Raw genomic sequence first — 1,173 nt, forward strand, 5'->3', positions numbered from 1 at the left:
ACAACTCATTGCAAGTTATTAATTTTTCTTAATGCCTTTAAAATAAAGACTTGCTACCATAGCCTACTCATTTCATTCAGACGATACTTTTAAGGCTGAAAATGACCAAACGCAATAAGTATAAAGAGATTCTAACTGTTCTGACAGAAAATCAGTTTAATGAATTTATCTGTGAGCACCTTACCAGTGGAGCTCGAGGCCCATCAACAAAACTGCCATTTTTTAAAATATTTAACTACATCCTGAAATTCTTACATATGGGATGCCAATGGAAAACGCTCCCTATTGAAAAGACAGAGGATGGTAAGCCAGAGATACATTATACAAGTATTTATAGGCAGTTTAGGCGGTGGGAAAATGATGGTTGTTTTGATCTTATATTTTGCCATTCTGTAAAAACCTTGCATGATAATGGCAAGCTTGACACGACAGTAATTCACGGTGACGGCACTAGCGCTGCCGCAAAAAAAGGGGCGACAATATTGGCAGAAATGGTCATAAACATCTTACTGGTGATAAAGTTGTGGCTTTTTGTGATCGAAATGCAAATGTACTTGCGCCATTTATTGCCGCTCCTGGCAATCGTAATGAATCCCCTTTATTTCCAGAGGCGCTGCAATCATTGAAGAAAACATCTAAAGCGGTAGGTTTTACAATAGATAAATGTGTCATGAGCTTGGACGGTGGATATGATAGTCAAGCTAATAGAAAGCTGATTTTCAACCATAACATGATCCCTAATGTTAATGAAAACAAGCGTAATCGCAAGAAGACCAAGCGTGGCAGAAAGCGCATATTTGACGAAAGTATTTTTAAAGAGAGGTTTGAGACGATTGAGCGTGTATTTGCATGGGAAGATAAGTTCAAGCGTTTGTTAATGCGATTTGAGCACATTAGTAAACTGCATTACGCGCTGAAAACAATTGCGTACACAATGATTAATTTGCGTCATTTTACTCAATAGTTAGTTTTCACTTTACGGACAGTTAGATTTTTAAATTATGGTGTGAGTTGCCAGAATGCTTTACGCCTTACAATCAGGATAAATGGTTTAATTTAATACAAGACTGATTGATTTTTGTCAATCATTGAGAATGGCATAAAAAATTGTCTTAAGAATCCAGATTTAGAAATATTTGAGTAGTCAATATCCAGGTAACTTGCAATGAGTTG

Annotated in this window: 2 protein-coding genes; both read left to right on the forward strand. The window is 36.5% G+C overall.

All coding sequences use genetic code 11. The features are described from left to right. The first annotated feature begins 101 nt into the window (after positions 1 to 101). The gene (locus ACTS4L_RS11305) at positions 102 to 626 is read left to right on the forward strand and encodes a transposase (RefSeq protein ID WP_440652068.1); all 525 of its coding nucleotides are present in this window, start codon (positions 102 to 104) and stop codon (positions 624 to 626) included. Further along, positions 524 to 964: a transposase gene (locus ACTS4L_RS11310; RefSeq protein ID WP_440652069.1), complete on the forward strand. Its 441-nt coding sequence runs from the start codon at positions 524 to 526 to the stop codon at positions 962 to 964. The genes ACTS4L_RS11305 and ACTS4L_RS11310 overlap by 103 nt, the downstream gene beginning before the upstream one ends. The last annotated feature ends 209 nt before the right edge of the window (positions 965 to 1,173 follow it).

Origin of the sequence: Cysteiniphilum sp. 19S12-1 (assembly GCF_052030685.1) — a bacterium.
Taxonomy (GTDB): Bacteria; Pseudomonadota; Gammaproteobacteria; order Francisellales; family Francisellaceae; genus Caedibacter.